Origin of the sequence: Octadecabacter algicola, assembly GCF_021532625.1 — a bacterium.
GTDB classification, from domain to species: Bacteria; Pseudomonadota; Alphaproteobacteria; order Rhodobacterales; family Rhodobacteraceae; genus Octadecabacter; species Octadecabacter algicola.
The window spans coordinates 1-4,762 of the sequence record NZ_JAKGAR010000007.1; the positions used below are offsets into that span (position 1 = coordinate 1).

Below are 4,762 nucleotides of genomic sequence, written 5' to 3' on the forward strand. Positions count from 1 at the left end.
CGGCTCTTGTAGGGCCGGTACAGTTACGGTGTCTGGTATTGTTTCGTCGGCCTCGTCGCTTGCGGCGGTTGCTGAGTTCGTGATTTCGCCTGCGTCGAGGTCGTCTTGTGTGACGAAGTAGGAGCCTGTGCAGTTGAGTGTGTTGCCCGGTGCGAGTGGCATTGGGTCACAGGTGATGGCTTGTGGTGGGACGGCGCCGGTGATCATCGCGTCGGTGATTGTGACGTCCTCGGTCAGCGTGATGTTGCCTTCGTTGGTGACCGCAAAGTTGAACACCAGTTCCTGACCAACGGTATCATAGGTCGGGCCGCCCGAGAGCAGGGTTTTGAGCATCGATATCTCGGGCTCCGCTGCAATCACAAGCTCGGTCGGGTCATCGCCGTCGCCTGCGCCGTTGTCGGTGACATCAGTGGCGGGCGTGCCATCGGGATCAGAGCCCGTGACGGTGGCCGTGTTTTCAATGCCGCCTGCGTCAATGTCGTCTTGCGTCAGGATATAGGTCGCCGTGTAGGTGGCGATTTCGCCGACCAGCAGGGTGCCCGCAGCCGACCCCATGTCAGCGGAGAGGAACGACGGCCCTGTTGTCAGCGCCAGCAGGGTGCCATCCGCACGGGTCAACGTATCGCTGGCCACATCGACGCTGTTCAGCGTCACGTTACCTGTGTTTTCAACGGTGATCTCGAAGGTCACTGTTTCGTTCACCGCGATCGTGCTCGACGTGATGGTCTTGAGGCCAAGAACGGCAGGTTCAGAGCCGATCGGGAAGGCGGTCGGCTTGCTGCCGGCCCCGGTTCCATCGTCAGAGGTGTCTTCGGTTGGCGTGCCGAACGGATCAGTCGCTTCGACCAGAACCGAGTTGCTAAGACCGCCTGCATCAATGTCGTCTTGCGTGATGGTGTGGCTGACGGTGTAGACCCAGATTTCATCTACATCCAGCATGCCCACTGTACCTGTCGTGGCACTGTCACCAGAGACATACGCCGGTACCGGGTTCGGGGTGATCAGCGTGGCGTCCGCGCGGCTGAGGGTATCCGTCAGAGTCGGCGCTGTCAGGGTGACATTGCCGTCGTTTTCTACGGTGATCTCGAAGCTGACAACGCTCACGTCCGGAACGATCGGATCCGGTGTCACAGAGACTGTTTTCAGCGCGACAAGCGACGGATCAGCAGCCTCGATGGTGACGGTTTCATCAGCCGTAACCGGATCAAGAGTGGTGCCTGTTGGCGGTGTCGGCGTGGCAGTGACCGTGTTGGTCAGGTCCGCACCCGCATCGATGTCGGCCTGCGTAACCTCGTAAGTCGCGGTCAGCGTCACGATTTCATCAGGCGCAAGCGTTGCAATGATACCGCCATCTTCGATGACCAAGGCGCTCGTGCCCGCAGCAGAGGTGTGATCATCGGCCAGCGTCACAGGTTCCAGCGTCACATTGCCGGTGTTGGTCACAGTATAGGTGTAGGTGATGATATCGCCGAGCGCGACGTCGGTGGTGTCGGACGCTTCTTTGAGAACCGTCATCGCCGGAGTGCGCACGGATGGCACGGTGATCGTGTCGGTGCCGCCAACTGTGCCACCATTATAGGTGTCGGCAACTTCTACAGTCGCGATGTTAGTCACGCCGCCATTGTCCACGTCATCTTGGGTCGCAGTATAGACCGCGGTGCAGGTGATGCTTTCGCTCGGAACAAGGCCGCCCGTCGGGATCGCGTCACAGGTAAAGTCCGCCGGATTAGGGATCTTGTCATCGGTCAGGGTCGGTTGATCGGTGATGGTGACGTTGCCGAGGTTGGCAATGACATAGGTGTAGGTGATCAGATCGCCTTCTTCGGTGAACTCGCTGAGGTCCGCAGACTTGGTAACGTTGATTGTTGGCTCGAATGACGGGCCAAAGACAGTGATGTCATCGGTTCCGGTGACGTCTTCGGCACCCGGCGTAACAGGTGTACCCACAGCCGTCGCGACGTTGGTCAGCTGACCCGCATCGATGTCTTCTTGCTGGATTTCGTAGATGAACTCACAGCTGGAATCGCTTTCCCCTGGGGCCAATGGGCCCGGGATTACGCATGTTCCGGCAACACGGCTGTCCGTAACGCGGATGTTTTCAAGCGTCACAAGACGATCATTGGTCACTGTGATCGTGAACGAGACCGGCTGGTTCAAGTCGGTATAGGCCGCCGCAGGCGTGCCCGCTGTCAGTTCCTTAAGAACCGTGATCTCGCCGGTGTCTGTGACCAGCGGATGGATGTCTGTCACCGGAGTTGTGACGACTTCACCATCCGGAGAAGACCCCTCAGCAGTTGCTGTATTGGTCAGAACCTGCGCGTCGATGTCATCCTGTGTGACCGTATAGCTGCCCGTACAGATCACGGATTCCCCTGCCCCGGCTATTCCAGCCTCGAGGGTGAACGGCGACGTGGCCGCCACGCCATTGATGGTACAGGTCAGCGTTGGCAACATCGCGTCGGTGACCGTGATGCCAGACATCTGTTGGTTACCGGTGTTGGTGGTGGTGATGGTGTATTCCAGCACATCATCGACGGCCGCCGGATCATTGCCCGTGGTCACGTCTTTGGTCGTGTCCAAAGCCGGAGCCGCAACCCCGTCCACTGTCACGCTCTGACCCGGAGACACAACATCAGTGCTGCCATAAACCGTTTCTGCAACCGCGTTATTGGTCACAAAGGCGGACATCAGCCCCCCTGACCCGTCGCCCTGAACCGCATCCAGATCGTCCTGCGTAACAAAGTAGGTCGCAGTACATGTGGTTTGCTCATCCGGTGACAAACGGTTGTCCGCGGTCGGCAGACAGGCAATGTCAACGCCCGGGAACTTGTCATCGGTGATGGTGATCGGGTTTTCGAACGCAGGGCGCAAGAACACGCCCGGGCTGGTTTCAACACCCGGTGACGTGTTGGTCACCGTATATGTATAGACAATCGGATCGCCCACAGCGCTGAACGTTGTTACGTCAGCTTCTTTCAGCATGGACATCGTGGGGTTGGCACCGCCCGGAATGGTTTCATCTGCTGGCGCACTGTCGGTGCCGCCCGCATCTGTGGCCGTCGCGATATTGGTCACAGATCCAAGCTCAACGTCATCCGTTGTGATCACGTAAGACGCGGTACACACCATCGGCGCATCCGTTGGCGCAAGATCCCCCAGAGGACAGGCGATCGTGCCAATCAGGTTGTCCTCAATGGTGATCGGGCTGGTCAGTGTCGTGTTACCCGTGTTCGTGATCGTGTACTCATAGACCGCAACATTGCCCGAGGCGAACTCGACCGTTGGGGCGCCGCCCGGTTCTTGCAGCGCGCTCAACGCTTTGGCCATTTCCATTTCTGGTGTCTGGATCGCCGTCACAGTGGCGGTCGCAGGAACCAGCGGATCGGTGGCAACGGGGCTGCCGTCAAAGCTCGTTTCGGCCGTCGCTTCATTGGTAAAGCTGCCCGCATCAATGTCGCCCTGATCAGGGGTCCATGTGGTTGTACAGGTCACATCATCGCCCGGTGCGATGGTAACAGGACCAGCAGCTGGACAGGTCAGCGTCGCAGGGATGGTCAGATCGGTGACTGTCACGGTGTCTGTCAGGGTGACGTTACCGGTGTTGGTGACCGTAAACTCAAAGGTCACGCTGTCCGTGATCGCGCTATAGGTCGACGGGGTGCCCGCCAGAACCGCCTTGGCGATTTCGATCTCAGGAAGCTGCGAAGCCGCAACAGTTTCAGTAACCTCAGCTGAATCAACAGCTGCAGTCCCTGCAGGATAGGTCGCAGAGGGCACAACCGGTTGGTTGATGCTTGCGGTCGCCGCATTGGTCACAAAGCCTGCGTCCAGATCATCCTGCGTGACCGCATAAGTCGAAGTACACGTGATGCTGGCATCCGGTGCCAACCCGCCTGTCGGCAAGGCCGGGCAGGTCACAGTTGTCTTGTCATCTGCCACAGTGATCGGCGCTGTCAGTGTGATGTTACCGTCGTTGGTCACGACATAATCATAGGTGACCTCATCACCCACGGTGTCAAAGTTCGCACCAGACGTCGCCGTCTTGAGCATCTCCAGAAGCGGCAGCTGGTCCGGTCCCGCAAGCGTGACCTCATCTTCTGCGAAAACAGTGCCGTCCGTCACGGTGACCGTGTTGGTCAACGATCCGGTGTCAATGTCACCTTGCAACACAGTGTAGGTCGTGGACAGCGGCGATCCATCGCCACAAGTCGTCACAGATGTCAGCGGCGGGATGTCCGCCAACAGACAGCTAAAGCCCGTCAGATCATCAGTCAGCGTAAAGCCCTTCAGCGTCACGTTACCGTCGTTGGTCACTTCAAAGGTAAAGGTCTCGTCCGTCGGCAGATCGCCAAAGTCCCCGCTGCCATCGCTCTCGGTTTTGACAACGCTCAGCGCCGTATCGATATCGGCAAGATCAACAACCTCGTCAGACGTGGCAGGATCAACCGTCGTGCCCGCCGGCGGCGTCGCCGTGGCCGACACCGTGTTGGTCACATCCGTGCCCGCATCGATATCATCTTGCGTAATTGTATAGGTCGTCGTGACAGTGGTCGACGTATCCGGCGCCAAAGTCGCAATCACATTGGACGGCGTAAACGCCAGCAACTGCGTGCCACCAGACGTACTCGTATGCGTGTCCGTCAACGTTATATCCGTCAACGTAACATTACCCGTGTTGCTCACCAAATGGCTGTACGTAATAACCGTACCAACAACTACTTCCGTGTCCGAACTCGCCGTCTTCTCAACCGTGAAAGACGGC

The 4,762-nt window shown here is 58.5% G+C and carries 1 protein-coding gene; it reads right to left on the bottom strand.

Features of this window, described 5'->3' with window-relative positions:
• Positions 1–4,762 (bottom strand): beta strand repeat-containing protein (locus tag L0666_RS17140; RefSeq protein WP_235262616.1); only part of this gene is annotated, 4,762 nt, incomplete at both ends.